The sequence below is a fragment of the Paracoccus limosus genome, from assembly GCF_009711185.1.
Lineage (GTDB): Bacteria > Pseudomonadota > Alphaproteobacteria > Rhodobacterales > Rhodobacteraceae > Paracoccus > Paracoccus limosus.
Genome location: NZ_WMIF01000027.1, coordinates 15,694 through 32,034, shown reverse-complemented (window position 1 = coordinate 32,034; position 16,341 = coordinate 15,694). Strand labels below are relative to the sequence as shown.

General features: G+C 65.1%; 19 protein-coding genes. 15 read left to right on the top strand and 4 right to left on the bottom strand.

Annotation, left to right across the window (positions count from 1 at the left end):
• Nucleotides 1-11 precede the first annotated feature (11 nt).
• Nucleotides 12-623: a DUF6134 family protein gene (locus GL279_RS15715; RefSeq protein ID WP_155065565.1), complete on the top strand. Its 612-nt coding sequence runs from the start codon at nucleotides 12-14 to the stop codon at nucleotides 621-623.
• Between the two features lie 43 nt (nucleotides 624-666).
• Here the strand turns inward: GL279_RS15715 and GL279_RS19615 are convergent, their stop codons facing one another.
• The 4 genes from GL279_RS19615 to GL279_RS15695 all read right to left on the bottom strand — a co-directional run bounded on the left by GL279_RS19615 (nucleotide 667) and on the right by GL279_RS15695 (nucleotide 4,568).
• The gene (locus GL279_RS19615) at nucleotides 667-1,251 is read right to left on the bottom strand and encodes a serine O-acetyltransferase (protein WP_155065564.1); all 585 of its coding nucleotides are present in this window, start codon (nucleotides 1,249-1,251) and stop codon (nucleotides 667-669) included.
• A gap of 520 nt (nucleotides 1,252-1,771) precedes the next feature.
• Nucleotides 1,772-2,527, bottom strand: a complete 756-nt coding sequence (locus tag GL279_RS15705; protein WP_155065563.1) for an ABC transporter ATP-binding protein — start codon at nucleotides 2,525-2,527, stop codon at nucleotides 1,772-1,774.
• A complete protein-coding gene (locus GL279_RS15700) occupies nucleotides 2,524-3,558 on the bottom strand; it encodes a FecCD family ABC transporter permease (protein WP_155065562.1) in 1,035 nt (344 codons plus the stop codon). Before GL279_RS15700 ends, GL279_RS15705 begins: the two co-directional genes overlap by 4 nt.
• A complete protein-coding gene (locus GL279_RS15695; protein WP_155065561.1) occupies nucleotides 3,555-4,568 on the bottom strand; it encodes an ABC transporter substrate-binding protein in 1,014 nt (337 codons plus the stop codon). The genes GL279_RS15700 and GL279_RS15695 overlap by 4 nt, the downstream gene beginning before the upstream one ends.
• 282 nt (nucleotides 4,569-4,850) lie before the next feature.
• Between GL279_RS15695 and GL279_RS15690 the strand changes: the two genes are divergently transcribed.
• The 14 genes from GL279_RS15690 to GL279_RS15625 all read left to right on the top strand — a co-directional run bounded on the left by GL279_RS15690 (nucleotide 4,851) and on the right by GL279_RS15625 (nucleotide 16,341).
• Nucleotides 4,851-5,942 carry a branched-chain amino acid aminotransferase gene (locus GL279_RS15690; protein ID WP_155065560.1) on the top strand — a complete coding sequence of 364 codons (1,092 nt, stop codon included), beginning with the start codon at nucleotides 4,851-4,853 and terminating at the stop codon, nucleotides 5,940-5,942.
• Nucleotides 5,943-6,066: 124 nt separating this feature from the next.
• A complete protein-coding gene (locus GL279_RS15685) occupies nucleotides 6,067-6,786 on the top strand; it encodes a YitT family protein (protein ID WP_155065559.1) in 720 nt (239 codons plus the stop codon).
• On the top strand, nucleotides 6,783-7,253 hold the full coding sequence (locus tag GL279_RS15680; protein WP_155065558.1) for a YaiI/YqxD family protein: 471 nt from the start codon (nucleotides 6,783-6,785) through the stop codon (nucleotides 7,251-7,253). Before GL279_RS15685 ends, GL279_RS15680 begins: the two co-directional genes overlap by 4 nt.
• Nucleotides 7,254-7,314: 61 nt before the next feature.
• Nucleotides 7,315-7,518, top strand: coding sequence for a hypothetical protein (locus tag GL279_RS15675; protein ID WP_155065557.1), 204 nt, complete (start codon nucleotides 7,315-7,317; stop codon nucleotides 7,516-7,518).
• A gap of 225 nt (nucleotides 7,519-7,743) precedes the next feature.
• Nucleotides 7,744-8,916 carry a transporter substrate-binding domain-containing protein gene (locus tag GL279_RS15670; protein WP_170294002.1) on the top strand — a complete coding sequence of 391 codons (1,173 nt, stop codon included), beginning with the start codon at nucleotides 7,744-7,746 and terminating at the stop codon, nucleotides 8,914-8,916.
• Nucleotides 8,913-9,521 (top strand): ANTAR domain-containing response regulator, encoded by a 609-nt coding sequence (locus GL279_RS15665; protein ID WP_155065555.1) that lies wholly within the window; start codon nucleotides 8,913-8,915, stop codon nucleotides 9,519-9,521. The genes GL279_RS15670 and GL279_RS15665 overlap by 4 nt, the downstream gene beginning before the upstream one ends.
• A gap of 251 nt (nucleotides 9,522-9,772) precedes the next feature.
• Entirely contained in the window at nucleotides 9,773-11,017 is a 1,245-nt protein-coding gene (locus GL279_RS15660) for a transporter substrate-binding domain-containing protein (protein WP_155065554.1), read from the top strand.
• Between the two features lie 36 nt (nucleotides 11,018-11,053).
• Nucleotides 11,054-11,947 (top strand): urea ABC transporter permease subunit UrtB, encoded by an 894-nt coding sequence (gene urtB, locus GL279_RS15655; protein WP_343039829.1) that lies wholly within the window; start codon nucleotides 11,054-11,056, stop codon nucleotides 11,945-11,947.
• A gap of 3 nt (nucleotides 11,948-11,950) precedes the next feature.
• Nucleotides 11,951-13,072: an urea ABC transporter permease subunit UrtC gene (gene urtC / locus GL279_RS15650; protein ID WP_155065552.1), complete on the top strand. Its 1,122-nt coding sequence runs from the start codon at nucleotides 11,951-11,953 to the stop codon at nucleotides 13,070-13,072.
• Entirely contained in the window at nucleotides 13,069-13,818 is a 750-nt protein-coding gene (urtD, locus tag GL279_RS15645) for an urea ABC transporter ATP-binding protein UrtD (RefSeq protein WP_155065551.1), read from the top strand. Before urtC ends, urtD begins: the two co-directional genes overlap by 4 nt.
• Nucleotides 13,818-14,510 carry an ATP-binding cassette domain-containing protein gene (locus tag GL279_RS15640; protein WP_155065550.1) on the top strand — a complete coding sequence of 231 codons (693 nt, stop codon included), beginning with the start codon at nucleotides 13,818-13,820 and terminating at the stop codon, nucleotides 14,508-14,510. The genes urtD and GL279_RS15640 overlap by 1 nt, the downstream gene beginning before the upstream one ends.
• Nucleotide 14,511: 1 nt before the next feature.
• Nucleotides 14,512-14,970: an urease accessory protein UreE gene (ureE, locus tag GL279_RS15635; protein ID WP_246175346.1), complete on the top strand. Its 459-nt coding sequence runs from the start codon at nucleotides 14,512-14,514 to the stop codon at nucleotides 14,968-14,970.
• Nucleotides 14,967-15,635, top strand: a complete 669-nt coding sequence (locus tag GL279_RS15630) for an urease accessory protein UreF (RefSeq protein ID WP_155065549.1) — start codon at nucleotides 14,967-14,969, stop codon at nucleotides 15,633-15,635. Before ureE ends, GL279_RS15630 begins: the two co-directional genes overlap by 4 nt.
• A gap of 10 nt (nucleotides 15,636-15,645) precedes the next feature.
• On the top strand, nucleotides 15,646-16,341 hold the full coding sequence (locus GL279_RS15625) for an urease subunit beta (protein ID WP_155065548.1): 696 nt from the start codon (nucleotides 15,646-15,648) through the stop codon (nucleotides 16,339-16,341).

Genomic DNA, 16,341 nt, shown 5'->3' with positions numbered 1-16,341 from the left:
TGGAGACCTCAATGACCCGTAAATTCCCGCTTTTCGCAACCGCGGCCGCGCTGGCGCTGGCGGCTGTCGCCCCGGCCATGGCCTCGCCTTCGGCCAGCGTGCCGGCCGGCGGCAAGCTGGCCTTCGACGTGATCCGCAAGGGCAAGGACATCGGCGATTACACCGTCAGCTTCAGCGGCTCGGGCAATGACGTGACCGCCACCATCGCCACCAATATCTCGGTCAAGGTGCCGGTGATCGGCGTCAGCGCCTATCGCTTCAAGCAGGCCAGCACCGAGACATGGCGCGGCGGCAAGCTGGCCGGGCTGACCTCGAAGACCGACGACAACGGCACCGCGCATGACATCACGCTGGGCGCGAGCCCGCTGGTTCCGGCCAGCCTGTGGAATGCCGATATCGTCCATGCCTCGAAGGTGCTCAACACCATCGACGGCAGCACCGATGCGATCAAGGTCAGCAACATGGGTCCGGAAAGCATCGCCACCGGCGCGGGCACGGTCAAGGCCACGCATTACGCGCTGCGCGGCGGGCTGAACCGCGACCTGTGGTATGATGGCGCCAAGCTGGTGCATGTCCGCCTGACTGCCGACGACGGCTCGCAGGTCGATTACGTCCTGAAATGATGTCGGCGGCCCCCGCCGCGCCCCGGATCGGGCGGCGGGGGCGCTATTTCAGCACCTGCGCCGGGACGCCCCCCACCACCGCGCCGGGTGGCACGTCGCGCAGCACCACGGCATTGGCGCCGACCACGGCGCCATCGCCAACCAGCACACCGCCCAGAATGACTGCCCCGGCGCCGATATCGACGCCATTGCCGATCACCGGACGGTCATGCAGTTCATTCATGCGGGCGATGCCCAGCGTGGTGTTCTGCCGGATGATCACATCGTCGCCGATCTGCTGCGCGACAAGGATCATGCCGCCGAAATGCTCCAGCCGCAGGCGGCGGCCGACGCGGACGGTATAGGGCAGATAGATCCTCGTCGTGCGCGAGGCCCAGCGGAACATGATGCGATAGATCAGCGACATCGGCATTCGCAGCGGCTTGGGCAGGCCCATGCGCCAATTGCCGAACCGGTGCCAGAACAGCACCCAGAACCCCTCCGAGAACCAGTCGCCGCCATGCGTGCGGTAATCCTCGGCGATCAGCACGCGCAGGCGGATGCCGCGCGGATTGCCGTTGCTGTCGCCGATGGAGGGGGCAAAGCGCGGACGCGCCTTGGCCTTGGCCGGGTAGCCGGCGCGGCTCATCGCGATGCCCTCAGGGGCAGGCGCGGGCCAAGGGCACGGGCGGGGACCATAGGTCGAAGGCAAGAAGGCGACATGGCAGATCACACTTTGCTGCATCGGCGGCATCGGGACCGGTTTCCCGACCGACCTGCCCGTCGAAGCCCCTGCCCTGCAAGGTCGCTCTGCCGGGCCGACCCGCCCGCGCATGGCGCGCCGGTCGATACCGTGGTTTTTTCTGACCCGCGGCGGCCGCGGGATCCGCCAAGCCCGGCCCGTGACGGCTGCGACCGGCAGATGGCCTGCCCATACAGACAAAACCGGCATGAAACAACAACGGCCGGGCGCGGACCGGCGCGACCTTGCGTCATTGCCCCCGCCCTGCCCAGATGCAAGGCAGGGTAAACGGGCAAAAAGCCGGCAGGTGCATCACAGCACCGCGCGGGCGGGGCTCAGCCCTTGGCCGGCGGCGTCTCGCCGGGCGCGGGCGTCTCGGGTCGATATCACCACCCCTGCCCGCATCGCCCCGGCCGGCAATCGCCGCCTAGCGGAACAGGATGTGCCGCCGCCCCTCGTCGTCGCGATGGAAATGGCAATCGACCTTGAACACGTCCCGCAGCAGATCGGGGGTCAGCACCTCGTCCGGGGTGCCATGGCTGATGATGCGGCCCTGGTCCAGAACCACCAGCCGGTCGCAGAACATCGCCGCGTGGTTGAGATCGTGCAGCGCCACGATGCTGGTCAGCCGCAGGCGCGAGATCAGGCGCAACAGCTCCAGCTGGTGCTGGATGTCCAGATGGTTGGTCGGCTCGTCCAGAAACAGCTCGCGCGGCTCTTGCGCAAGGGCGCGGGCGATCTGCACGCGCTGACGCTCGCCCCCCGACAGGCTTTGCCAGCCCTGCCGGCGGAAACCGGACATGCCGACCTGCGCCAGTGCGGTCTCGACGGCGGCGGCATCGGCGGCGGTCCAGCCGGCCAGCGGCGCGCGATGCGGGGTGCGGCCCAGCGTCACCACCTCTTCGACGGTCACGTTCAGTTCGGTCGCGGCATGCTGATGCACCAGCGCCACCCGCCGCGCCAGATCGCGCCGCCGGATGCGGGCGATGTCGGTGCCGTCCAGTGTGACCCGCCCGGCATGGGGCCGGCGCAGCCCGGCCAAAAGCCGCAACAGCGACGACTTGCCCGAACCGTTCGGCCCCAAAAGCCCCAGCACGCTGCCCGGCTCGACGGCCAGCGACACGTCGTCAAGGATGGTCTTGCGCCCCACGCGCCAGATCAGGTTCTCGGCGCGGATGCTCATTCCGGCCTCCGCGCGCGATAGAGGATCAACGAAAAACAGGGCACGCCCACCAGCGCGGTGACGATGCCGATGGGCAGGGTCTGCTGGGCGATCAGGCTGCGCGACACGATATCGGCCAGCACCATGAAGATGGCGCCGATGACCGCGCAGGCCGGCAACAGCCGCAGATGCCCCGGCCCGATCAGGAAACGCACGGCATGCGGCACCACCAGCCCGACGAAGCCGATCGAGCCGACCATGCTGACGATCGTCGCCGTGACCAGCGCCGTGGTGGCGAAAAGCACGATCCGCACCCGCCCGACCGCAATGCCCATCGAGGCCGCCGCGTCATCGCCAAAGGTAAAGGCGTCCAGCGCCCGTGCGTGCCAGATGCAGACGGCCAGACCGACCACCATCACTCCGGCGAGCAACTGGAACTCGGGCCAGCGCACGCCGCCGAAACTGCCCAGCAGCCAGAACATCACATCGCGCGCCTGCTGGGCATTGCCGGCGGTGGTGACGATATAGGCGGTCAGCGCGTTGAACAGCTGCGCCGCCGCCACCCCGGCCAGAATGGTGCGATCCGCCCCGCCGCGCCCGCCGTTCGATAGCAGCGCCACAAAGCCAAAGGCGGCCAGCGCCCCCAGAAAGGCCCCGGCCGACAGCGACACCGCCCCTGCCCCGATCCCAAGGATGATCACCGACACCGCCCCGGTCGAGGCCCCGGCCGAGACGCCCAGCACATAGGGCTCGGCCAGCGTGTTGCGCAGCAGCGATTGCAGGATGGCGCCGCAGATGGCCAGCCCCGCCCCGCACATAGCCGCCACCAGCGCCCGGCTCAGCCGCAGATCCCAGACCACGCTGTCCTGAATGCGGCTGATCTGGGCCGAACTCAGGCCCAGATGGTTGCCCACCGACAGCGCCACGGTGCCCAGCGGCACGCGCAGCTCGCCCAGACTGACGGCCAGTGCCACGACCAGCACCAGCCCGGCCAGCCCCGCCACCAGCAGGGCCACGAAGCCCCCCGAGCCGCGCAATTGCGCGGTGCTCATTGCGCGGGCCGCTGCGCGTCCAGCTGGTCCGCCAGCTCTTCGGCACCATAGATCGTGCGGATGGTCGGGTTCATGGCGGCGCCGTTCATGGTCAGGATATGGCCCTCGCGCACGGCTTTCATCTGGCTGACCGAAGGATCGGACTTGAGGAATTCGATCTTGGTTTCGGCGCGGTCCAGATCCCAGCGGTTACGGTCCAGCGCGGCGGCGACGATATAGGTCGGATCGGCGGCGATGATGCCCTCCCAGCCGACGGTGGGCCATTCCGCCTCGGTGGTGATGGCGTTGTGGCCGCCCAGCAGGTTGGCGATAAAGCCCGAGGCGCCGTTCTTGCCGCCCAGATAGGCGTCATCGGCCGTCGAGGGGCTGGAGAACCAGAACAGGAAGGTGCGCTCCGGGTCGGGCTGGAAGCGCGCGCGCAGCGCCGCCTCGCGCTGGCGGAAACGCTCGATCAGCGCCTGCCCGCGGTCAGCCACGTCGAAGATGCGCGAAAGCTCGTCGATTTCCTGATACAGCAGGTCCATGTTCCACAGCTCGGCGCGGCTGCCATAGATGTCGCCGGAATCCTTGCGCGTGTTGCAGACGCCGGGCGACAGATAGCTGGGGATGCCCAGATCGGCAAAATCCTGACGCTTGGCGACCTTGCTGTCATCGCCCAGAAGCAGCGGCAGCTGGGCCGCGACGAAATCGGGCTCCTTGGCCAGAATGCCTTCCAGCGTGGGCTGTTCGACGGTCAGCACCTCGACCTTGGCATTGGCCTGCTCCAGTTCCGGCAGCACCTTGGTCGGCCAGAAGGCGGTCGCCGCCAGCCGGTCCTGCAGACCCAGCATCAGCAGGATCTCGGCGCTGTTCTGGCCCAGCGCGACGGCATGCTGCGGCGCCTTCTCGATGGTGATCTCGGTGCCGCAATTCATCAGCTTCAGCGGGTATTGCGTCGGCGCGGCATGCAGCGGTGCGGCGACGGACAGCACCGCCATCGCGGTGAGAATGGCTTGAGAAACGCGAAACATCGGATGCGGCCCGGTCCTTGTGCAAGATTTGGGCGCGCTCTAGCACCGGCGCGGTTTATTGGCAATAAATTTGGTCAAGTATTGCGGCGCGGCGCCCTGTCGCGGCGGGGCGGCCCCCGTCCCGCCCCTGCCGGGGCACGATCCGGTCCTGGCGGCGAACGCCATCCCTTGCCCGCCGGCCCGGCCCGAGTCACATTCTTTGGCGATCGCGGGTTGACCGCCTGTCCGGTGGACTGGTTTGCTGCTACCGACCCGCTGCAAAGCTGAAGAAAGACCACGAGCATGAGCACCGCACCATTGACCTTTGCCGTCCACCGCAATGCCAATCCCATGCCCGAGGCCGAGCGGGTCGAGGCCTTCCGCAATCTGGGCTTCGGCACGCTGTTCTCGGACCACATGGCGATCATCGACTGGCATGCGGATCGCGGCTGGCATTCGCCGCGCATCACGGCGCGCGCGCCCTTCCAGATCGACCCCGCCGGCAGCGTGCTGCATTACGCGCAGGAAATCTTTGAGGGCATGAAGGCCTATCGCGACGTCAACGGCCGCATCGTGCTGTTCCGCCCCGACGAGAACGCCAAGCGCTTCAACGCCTCGGCCCGGCGCATGGCGATGCCGGAACTGCCCGAAGCCGATTTCCTTGCCGCGATCGAACAGCTTCTGGCCGTCGATGCGGCATGGATCCCCGAGGCCGAGGGCGCGAGCCTGTATCTGCGCCCCTTCATGTTCGCCTCCGAGGCATTTCTGGGCGTGCGCCCGTCGCGGGAATACATCTTTTCGGTCATCGCCTCGCCGGTCGGACCCTATTTCAAGGGCGGCGCCAAGCCGATCTCGATCTGGGTGTCGCAGAACTACACCCGCGCCGCGCAGGGCGGCACGGGGGCGGCGAAATGCGGCGGCAACTATGCCGGCAGCCTTGCCGCGCAGGCCGAGGCCAGCGCCAATGGCTGTGATCAGGTGGTGTTTCTGGACGCGGCCGAGCGGAACTGGGTCGAAGAGCTGGGCGGCATGAACATCTTCTTCGTCATGGCGGATGGCAGCATCGTCACCCCACCCCTCGGCACGATCCTGCCCGGCATCACCCGCAAATCGGTGATCACGCTGGCGCAGGACGCCGGCATCGCCATCGAGGAGCGGCCCTATTCCTTTGCCGAATGGCAGGCCGACGCCCAGTCGGGCCGGCTGACCGAGGTGTTCGTCTGCGGCACCGCCGCCGTCATGGCCTCGGTCGGCACGGTCAAATCGGCCGAGGGCAGCTTCCAGATCGGCAACGGCACCGGCGGTCCGGTCACCGACCGGCTGCGCAACACGCTGATCGGCATCCAGCGCGGCGCGATCCCCGATCCGCATGGCTGGGTGCGCGTGATCGGCTGAACGCCGGTCCCGGACATGTCCCTGTCGCATCTGCGGCAGGGATCAGGCACCGCCGGAAAGGGGGAGGTTCCGGCGGCAGATCGCAACCCAGCGCAGGCCCCGGCCATGGGGCAGAAGGGTGTCCATGCGCCTTCCCCGTCTCGGCCAATCCCGGATTCTGGACGATATTCAGGGTATCTTCATCGGCCTGACCAGTGCGGCGCTGTCGCTGGTCATTCTCAACAGCGCCGGGCTGATCACCGGTCAGGCCGCCGGCATCGCCCGCATCATCGCGCATTTCAGCGGGCTGTCCTTTGGCAGCGCGTTCTTTCTGGCCAACCTGCCCTTCTATGCCTTTGGCGCCCGCGCGCTTGGCCCCGGCTTTGCGCTGCGCAGCTTTGCCTGCGTTACCGCCCTGTCGCTGCTGGTCTCCTATCTGCCGGGGCTGATGCATTTCGACCGCCTGCAACCGGGCATCGCCGCCGTCGCCTTTGGTGTGCTTTGCGGGCTGGGCCTTCTGGCAGTGGTGCGCCACGGCGCCTCGCTGGGCGGCATCAGCATGATGGCGGTCGCGATCCAGTCACGCTGGCCGCATCTGCGCGCGGGTTATGTGCAGCTGGCCTGCGATCTGGTGATCTTTGCCTGCGCCAGCCTGATCATGGAGCGGCGGGCGTGGCTGTGGTCGTTGCTGGGGGCGGTGATCCTGAATCTGGTGCTGGCATGGAACCATGTGCCGGGGCGCTACAACGGCTTTGTCGGCAAGGCCCGGCCCCTTGGCAGGCCCGCCGCGGGCGGCGACAATCGCGCCAACGCGCAGGGCACCGATGCCGGCCCGCGCCACGGACCAAAGGATACAACACCATGACCACGCTTTACATCGACGCCGACGCCTGCCCGGTCAAATCCGAGGCCGAGCGCGTCGCCACCCGTCTGCGCCTGCCGATGGTTCTGGTCTGCAATGGCGGGCTGCGGCCCTCACCCAACCCCTTCGTCAGCCTGCAGATCGTGCCCGACGGCCCGGACGAGGCCGACAAATGGATCGCCGCCGCCTGCGGGCCGGGCGATGTGGTAGTGACCTCCGACATTCCGCTGGCGGACCGCTGCCTGAAGGCCGGGGCGCAGGTGATCCAGCCCGATGGCGAGGTGCTGACCCCGGCCAATATCGGCGGCCGGCTGGCCACGCGCGACCTGATGCAAGACCTGCGCGCGGCCGATCCGTTCCTGCAGGGCAAGGGCGGCGGTTTCGGCAAGGCCGAACGCACGCGTTTTCTGCAGGCGCTGGACCGGGCGATGACCGCCGCCCTGCGGATCGGCGGGACGGGGCGGGTCTGAGGGGCGGTCGCAAGGGCGCGACGGGCGACAGGTCCTCGCTCTGCTTCAGGCTGCGAAACAGGTGGCCGATGCGGGAATTCACGATGCGCCACAGCACCAGATAGACCAGCACCATCAGCACCATCGCGACGAAGTAGAACGCCTGACGCGGATTTTGCAGGCGGGCGAAATCGGGGACAGGGTCAGGCCAAACAGCGACACCCCGCCCGGCATCGGGACCGAGGTGATGCCCTTGGCGCCGCCGGTGATCGGCATTGGCGGCTAGCGCGCCGTGGAATGGATCATGGATCGACTCCAGCCGGTCGACTGGAAAAATCGGCATGGGCGCAAAGCTGATCCGCGATCTCCAGATCGGCACAGGCTTAGAAAGAACGCTTTGCAAGTCCAAGCTGATCTCATAGGATCAAGCCATGTGATACGTTTCAGGTGTTAATTCTTGGCGGCAGTCCCCGCGTGGACCATGCTGCCTGATCTGGATGAAGCATATCATATGATGATCAGATCCCAATCATCCGACCCGATCGCCATCGGCACACTTTTCTCGGAGACCGGCGGCACGGCGCGTGTCGAAAGCAGTCTGAAGCGAGCGGCAATCCTTGCGGTCGAGCAGATCAATGCAGAGGGCGGCCTGCTGGGGCGCGACCTCCAGATCCTCGGCTGCGATCCGCAATCGGTGCCGCGGCTTTACAAGCTGGGCGCGGCAGAAATGCTCGCAGAACAGGGCGTTCGCTATATCTTTGGCTGCTATACCTCGGCCTGCCGCAAGGCTGTGCTGCCCGAGGTCGAGCGTCATGGCGGCCTGCTGTTCTTTCCGACCTTTTACGAAGGCTTCGAGTTCTCGCAGAACTGCATCTATTCCGGTTGCGCGCCCAATCAGAACATCACGCTGATGCTGCAACACATGCTGAAAAGCCATGGCCGGCGCTTCTATCTGGTGGGCTCGAACTATGTCTTTCCCTATGAAACCAACCGCATCGTGCGCGACTATGTCTCGATGAACGGTGGCGCGGTGGTCGAGGAACGCTACGTGCCAATGGCCCCGGCCAACGAGCAGATCGAGCGGATCCTGGACGAAATCGCCGCCCATCCCGATGTGCTGGTGATCTCGACATTGGTGGGTGACAACATCCTGCCCTTTTATCGCGGTTACCGTCGGCGCGGCATTGATCCCTGGCAGCGCCCCATCGCCAGCCCCGTCACCAGCGAGGCCGAGATTGCGGGCATGGACCTGCTGGACGCCGCCGGACATATTTCATCCGCGCCTTATTTCCAAAGCATCGCCAGCCCCCAGAACCGCGCCTTTCTGGCGGCCTATGCGCAGCGGTTCGGATCGTCGCTTGACGTCTGTTCGACGACCGAGGCCGTCTATCTGCAGATGCATCTGTTCGCGGCGGCGGTCAGGCGCTGCGGCTCGCTGGAACCAGAGGCTGTGCGGCGCGCCTTGCCCGATCAGCCCTTTCTTGCGCCGCAGGGGCTGGTCGGGATTGACCGCGCGACGCAGCATACACGGCTTTGGCCCCGGATCGGTCGCGTCACCCCAGAGGGGCAATTCCGCATTCTGGCGGCAGCCCCCGCCGCAGTGGCGCCTGATCCCTATATGATCACACCCGAGGACGAGATGCGCAGCCTTTCGGTCGCTCAGGGCGGGATTGCGATGCCATGACGGCGCCCGCGTTGCGCAATCTTAGCCGCATGAACGTGCTTGTGCTGCATGCACCGGATGCCGATGGCGAACTGCTGGTGCAGCATCTTAGCCGCATGGGTTGCAGGGTGCAGACCATATGGCCAGCGTCCGAGGCTTTGCTGGCGCCCTGCGATGTCGCCATCGTTGCCGTCGACCGCGACCATCACCGGACCATCTTGCCGGTGGTAAAGGGGTTGCAGTCCGACGGCACCGCCGTCATCGCCGTCGTAGACTACGAAAACCCGGCCACGCTGCAACTGGTCCTGGAGCTTGGCGCATCGGCGGTAATCGCCAAACCGATCCGCCTGTTCGGAATGCTGACGACGCTGCTGCTCAGCAGCGCGGTCCGTGACCGGGACATGGCGCTGCGCAAACGCATTGCGAAACTGGAAAACCGAATCGCCACGAAGCGGAAAGTGGCGTCGGCCATCAATATCCTGATCGAACTGCGCCAAGTAACTGAGCATGAAGCATATCATCTGCTGAGAGAGCAGGCAATGTCCCAGCGGATTTCGATGGATCAGGTGGCCGCTTCAATCCTGCAGGCCCATCAGGTCTTGAAGACGAAATCTTCGCATATGTAGGGTCATAGTCAGACCGCATCAATGACGCTGCAGTCTGAGGGACGGGCCGGAACAATGTTTCTGCCCCTCGATCCGCCGAACCGAGGTCGTTTCGGCAATCAACCGATCATGATGTCTTGACCGTTGCCCGGCCATCTTTGCGCCGGCTGACCGTTCCAGCGCCATGTTCGGCCGCGCGTATCACATCACAAGCCTTTCGCATTGTCTCACCGCTCGCGGCGCCATGTCCCGCGACTGCCCGGAGTGTCATCATGTCTGTCTCTCGTCGCAATCTGCTGAAATCGACCGTTGGTCTTGCGCTTTTGGCCGGTCCCGCCGCCTTGCCGTTCCGCGCCATGGCGGCGGGCAAGATCGATGTCGGCGTGCTGTTTTCCAATACCGGCGGCCTGTCGATCGTCGAAAAATCGCTGGCCGCTGCCACGCTGATGGCGATCGAGGAAATCAACGCCAAGGGCGGCGTTCTGGGCCAGACCATCAACCCCATCGTCGAAGACGGCGCCTCGGACCCAAAGACCTATAACGAGAAGGCCTCGAAACTGGTCATTCAGGACCGGGTGGTGTCGGTATTCGGATGCTACACCTCGGCCAGTCGCAAGGCGGTGCTGCCGGTCTTTGAACGCCGCAAGGGGCTGCTGTTCTATCCGACCTTCTATGAAGGGTCGGAATGCTCGAAGAACGTGGTCTATACCGGCGCCGCCCCGAACCAGCAGTTGTCGAATTTCATCCCCTGGATCGTCAAGACGCTGGGCAAGAAGAAATTCTTCATCGTCGGATCGAACTATGTCTATCCGCGCGAAATGGCCAAGATCTCGAAAATGCTGATCGAGGCGCAGGGCGCGGAATGGGTTGCGGATGAATATCTTGAGCTGGGCCATTCCGAATGGGGCGCCATGGTCGGCAAGATCAAGAACAGCGGCGCGGATGTGGTCCTGTCGAACGTTGTGGGCGACTCGCTGATCGCATTCTATCGCGAGTTCCGAAATCAGGGCCTGAAGCAGGAAACCCTGCCGATCTGCGCCACCGTCACCTCGGAAATCGAGATCGCCGCCATGGGGGCCGAATATGCGGCGGGCAGCTATACCTCATTCCCCTATTTCCAGGCCATCGAATCCGAGGCGAACAAGAGCTTCGTCGAACGCTACCGCGCCTATGTCAACGACCCCAAGGCCGTCACCCACCACGCCATGGAAAGCGCCTATTTTCAGGTCTATCTGTGGAAGCAGGCGGTCGAGGCGGCGGGTGAAACCGGCGTCGATGCGATCCGCACCGCCGTCGCCGGGCAAAGCTTTGACGCGCCCAATGGCAAGGTCACGATCGATCCCGACAACCTGCATTGCTATCTGACCCCGCGCATCGCGCAATGGCAGGCCGATGGTCAGGGCAAGATCGTCGATGCCTTCCCCGAACCCGTGCGCCCGTTGCCTTACGTGGCCTATGGCGAGACGGCCGAGAACCTCATCTGCACCGCCAAGGGCGTGGACAGCGCCAAGCTGTGATGCGGCCTGTCACCTTCCATCCAAGGAGATCCGCCTGTGGCTGACATCCTGTTCATCGGCCTGTCGCTTGGCTCCATCCTGCTGCTGATCGCGCTGGGGCTCAGCATCATCTATGGCACGATGGGGGTCATCAACATGGCCCATGGCGAGCTTGCAATGATCGGCGCCTATACGGCGGTTCTGGCCGGCAAATATCTGGGCATCGGTCTGATCGGCTCGATCCCGCTGGGCTTTCTGGTCGCGGCGGTGTTGGGTCTGGTGATCGAGCGGCTGGTGATCCGCAGGCTTTATCGGCGGATCATGGACACGCTGCTGGCCACGTGGGGCATCGCCATCCTGCTGCAACAGGCGATCCGGCTGCAATTCGGGCTCAGCTTCTTCGGCATCAATATCGACGGTCTGGGGCCGGGTCTGCAAAGCGTCTCGGTTCCGGCCTTCCTGCGCGATCCGGTGCGCCTGGGCGATTTCGTGCTGCAACCCTATCGCAGCTTCATCATCGTGATGACGCTGATCCTGACGGGGGTGACGTGGTTGCTGCTGTATCGCAGTGCCTGGGGCATCCAGATCCGCGCCATCATGCGCAACCCGGAAATGGCGGCGGCCTGCGGCATCGATGTCCGCCGCGTCGGCGCCCTGATCTTTGCCTTTGGCTCGGGTCTGGCCGGGGTGGCGGGGGTGCTGCTGGCGGGGCTGAAGACGGTGTCGCCCGATATGGGCGCATCTCTGGTCGTCGACGGCTTTCTGGTCGTGGTCGTGGGCGGCGTGGGCAGTCTTGTCGGCACCCTCATATCTGCGGGCCTTCTGGGGCAGATCAGCGGCATTTTCGCCTCGGTCTTCAATGACATTGCCGCCCGCGCGGTCGTGCTTGCGGTGGTGATCGCCGTCATCATGTGGCGCCCCAGCGGGCTTTTCAACTTCAAGGGAAGATAAGCCATGATGCGTTCCAACGACCGCAGGCTGGAAATTCTGGCCTATGGGTCCTTCATCATCGCTGTGCTGGTCATCCCGCTTCTGGCCGATGTGTTCTGGCTGAACCGGATCGCGAAATATCTGGTCTTTGGCATGCTGGGCGTGGCCGTGGCGCTGTCCTGGGGCTATGCGGGTGTGCTGAATCTGGGCCAGGGCCTGTTCTTTGGCATGGGCGCCTACATGATGGCCATGTCGCTGAAGCTGCAAAGCCCGGCATCGGTGCAGCCCGATGGCGCGCTGCTGCCCGATTTCATGGTCTGGAATGCCGCGCCGGGCGCATCGCAGCATCTGTGCTGCATCAGCCCGGGATCCTGGCTGTGGATCCCGTTCCAGTCGCAGGGCTTCGGCATTGCCATGGCCCTGATGCTGCCGATGCTGTGCTCGTTCCTGCTGGGCAGCTCGATCTTCCGGCTGCGCATCTCGGGGGTGTTCGTTTCCATCATCACGCTGGCGCTGGTGCTTCTGGCGCGGCTTCTGCTGATCGACGCGCAACCTCTGACCAACGGTTTCAACGGCTTGACCGATCTGGGCTGGCTGACCATCGGCGGGTATGAATTCGATCCCTATGCGGTTGCGACCTATTATCTTGTCGCGGTCGCGGTGATCGTGGTGTTGCTGGCCACCCGCTTTCTGGTGGCCACGCGCGCCGGGCTGATCTTGCAAGCCACCCGCGACGATGCCAACCGTGCCCGCTATCTGGGCTTCAACGTCGCGGCCTATCAGGTGTTCTTCTTCAGCGTCTCGGGGCTGATCGCGGGCATGGCGGGGATGCTTTACGTCATCGCCTCGGAATTCGCCTCGCCCACCTTTCTGGACCTGTCCTTTTCGATCTCGATGGTGATCTGGGCGGCGGTCGGCGGGCGCAATTCGCTGCTGGGGGCCTGTATCGGCGCCATCCTGATCAATGTGATCGAGGCGACGGCCAGCGAAAGCCCCATGCTGTCCGAGGCATGGAAGGCGATCATCGGCCTGATCTTCATTCTGGTCGTACTCTATCTGCCGCGCGGCCTGACCGGGCTTGCGCGCGACATCGCCGCACGTCTGGGCGAAAGACCAGCCACCTCACCCAAGGAGCAGACGCAATGACAGAGGCGGCTTTGACGATTGACGGTCTGGGCGTCAGCTTTGCAGGCTTCAAGGCGGTCGATACGTTCTCGATGGTGGTGCCGCAGGGCGATGTCCGCGTGCTTCTGGGCGCCAATGGTGCGGGCAAGACGACGCTGATGGACCTGATCTGCGGCAAGACCCGCGCCAGCGAAGGCAAGGTCTTTCTGTTCGATCAGGACATCACCAACCTGCAGGAATATCGCATTGCCCGCGCCGGGCTTGCGCGCAAGTTCCAGATCCCTTCGGTGTTCCGCGAACTGACGGTGCGGGAAAACCTGACCATCGCTTGCACTGCCATGCATGGCGTCATGGGAAATATGCGCCTGACCTCGACGGCGCAGGAACAGGATCGCTTTGATCAGGTCGTGGAAACGGTGGGCGTTGGTGCATCGCTCGACCGCATCGCGGGCGCATTGTCGCATGGGGAAACGCAATGGCTGGAACTGGGCCTGCTGATGGGTCAGGGCGCGCGCGTCATCCTGCTGGATGAACCCACAGCCGGCATGACCCATGCCGAGACGATGAAGACCGCCGCCCTGATCCGGCGCATGCAGGGCACGCATACGCTTTTGGTGGTCGAACATGACATGGCCTTCGTGCGCGAGATCGCCACCCGCATCACCGTCATGCATCTGGGCCGGTTTCTGGCCGAAGGCACCGTCGCCCAGATCGAACAAAATCAGCAGGTGCGCGACGCCTATCTTGGCAATGGAGGGATCCGGTGATGCTGGCCCTGGACGATCTCGACAGTTTTTATGGTCGCAGCCAGATCCTGCACGGGGTCGGATTGCATGTCGCGCAGGGGCAATTGCACGCGATTGTCGGACGCAACGGCGCGGGAAAAAGCACGCTTCTGCGCAGCATCATGAAGCTGACCGACCGCGTGACAGGCGGCCAGCTACTGGAAGGGCGCAGCCTTGGCGCGGACAGCTACCTGCGCGCCCGCGCCGGGCTGGGCTATGTGCCGCAGGGACGCCAGATCTTTCCCGATTTCACCATCCGCGAGAATATTCTGGTCGGCGGCTTTGCCGCGCGCAGCGGCAAGCGGCGCATCCCCGATATCGTGGCCGAGCTGTTTCCCTATCTGATCCAGAACCTCGACCGGCTGGGCGGCGTGCTGTCGGGCGGGCAACAACAACAACTGGCCATCGCCCGCGCGCTGGCGATGGAGCCGGATGTCTTGCTGCTGGACGAGCCGACCGAGGGCATCCAGCCCAATATCGTCGAGCAGATCGAGGGTGCCATCACCCGCCTGAACCGCGAGCTGGGCCTGACCGTCGTTCTGGTCGAACAGAATATCCGCTTTGTCCGCGCCGCGGCCGATCACTTTACCATGCTGGAAAATGGCCGCTCGGTCGCCTCGGGACCGATTGGCGGGCTGACCGACGATCTGATCACCAAACACATGACGGTATGAGATGACGATGATCCTTGAACATATCCTGGGTGCGGTCACCGATCCCTGGATCGCCGCCCCGCTGCATCGGCTGGAACATCAGGACGCGGTCGAGACCGTCACCCTGAGCCGGGAGGACATGTCGCGCAAGCGTCTGCGCGCGTGCACCGACAAGGGCACCGAGGTCGCAATTGCGCTGGATCGCGCCAGCGCCCTTTTCGACGGCGCGGTGCTGCTGCTTGACGATCGCGCGGCCATCGTCCTGCGCATGGAGCCCGAAGAATGGCTGTGCCTGCGCCCGCGTGATCTGACCGAGGCGATCAGCGTCGGGTTCTTTGCCGGCAACCTGCATTGGCGCGTGCGCTTTGGCGACGGCCAGTTGCAGGTGGCACTTGAACGCGAACGCGCGGTGTATCTGGAACGTCTGGCCGACAGGCTGGCCGATGGCCGCATCACGCTGATCGACGGGGATCAGCCATGACCGACATCCGCGCCCTGCTGACCATGCTGCAAATGTCGGACAGTGCCTTCCCGTCCGGCGCTTTCGCCTTTTCCGCAGGTCTGGAAACACTTGCGGGCGAAGGTCGCATCTGCGGCGCCGAGGATCTGCACGACTATCTGCGCGACGAGATCCTGCCCCGCTGGTGCAGCTTTGACCGCTGGTTTCTGGTGCAGGCACATGGCGCGGGGCTGACGGACAGCGCGGCGCTGGACCGCGACTGCGACTGCCAGACCACGATTTCCGGGCTGGCGCTTGCCTCGCGGCGGGTCGGACGGGCGCTTTTGTCGACCCATGCCCGCATCGGCACGCCGGGCGCCAGCGCCTATCTGGCGCAGGTGCTTCAGGATGATGTGCCGGGTCACGGTGCAGTCATCCAGGGCGCGCTGGCGCGGGCGATGGCGCTGCCGCTGGTGCTGGCACAGGCGGGCGCGCTGCATGGCACGATTTCGGCTGCGCTTTCCGCCTCGGTCCGGCTGGGGGCCGTGGGCGCACTGGCCGCGCAGCGGATCTATGCGGAACTGCAAGCCGAAATGGCCACCGCACTGGCCGAGCCGGTTCCAGAATTTGCCCACAGCTTCAGCCCTTTGGCCGATATCGCGGCGATGCGGCACCGCCAGAACCCCACCCGGCTATTCGCCGCATGACGAGGATCCCATGCTTCTGACCCCGACCGAGCTGGAACGCCTGACCATCTTTACCGCCGCCGAGCTGGCGCGCCGCCGCCGCGCCCGTGGCCTTGCGCTGAACTATCCCGAGGCGGCAGCGCTGATCTGCGACGAAATCATGGAGGGCGCACGCGACGGGCGCAGCGTGGCCGATCTGATCTCGTTTGGATCGACCATCCTTGACAGCGACGACGTGATGCCCGGCGTGGCCGAGATCATGCCGATCCTGCAGGTCGAGGCGATGTTTCCCGACGGCACCAAGCTGGTGACCGTGCATGACCCGATCAGACCGGGCGCATCGGCCCCGCCCGACGCGCTGCGGCCCGGCGAAATCATCACCGATGCGGGCGAGATCGAATTGAATTGCGGGCGCGACAAGCTGAGCCTTGTGGTGATGAACACCGGCGACCGGCCTGTGCAAATCGGCAGCCATTACCATTTCTTCGAAACCAACCCGGCGCTGGATTTCGACCGCGCCGCGGCCTTTGGCAAACGTCTGGACATCCCGGCTGGCACCGCCGTCCGCTTTGAGCCGGGCCAGAGCAAAGAGGTTGAGCTGGTTGCCTTTGGCGGCCGTGGCGAAATCGGCGGGCTGAACAATCTGACCAATGGCGACAGCCGCGATCCCGCATTGCGCGAGCTGGCCGTCGAACGCGCCCGGGCGGGCGGCTTCAAGGGGGCGTGA